This window comes from Staphylococcus sp. HMSC069D12 (genome assembly GCF_001810405.1).
GTDB lineage: Bacteria > Bacillota > Bacilli > Staphylococcales > Staphylococcaceae > Staphylococcus > Staphylococcus haemolyticus.
Map to the genome: position 1 here is coordinate 1 of NZ_KV801115.1, position 228 is coordinate 228.

Here is a 228-nt window from a genome sequence, read left to right on the forward strand (position 1 = left end):
TGGTTCATAAGCATTGTTGTCTTTTTCTGGATTTGTCGTTACAGGTACTGTCACGTGATCTTTTGTACCATCTGGATATGTTACCGTTACATCTACATTTGATGTTCCTGGTGTATTACCGTCTGGTAATTTACTTGGATCATCCACTGTGATTGTTGGTTTTCCTTTTTCTGATGGATAATTTGGAATTGTTACTGCTCCTGTTACATCATCCTCAGTTGTTGGTGT

The 228-nt window shown here is 38.2% G+C and carries 1 protein-coding gene; it reads right to left on the minus strand.

Annotated elements, in window-relative coordinates; all coding sequences use genetic code 11:
- Positions 1–228 (minus strand): Rib/alpha-like domain-containing protein (locus HMPREF2737_RS09665; protein ID WP_218085481.1); only part of this gene is annotated, 228 nt, incomplete at both ends.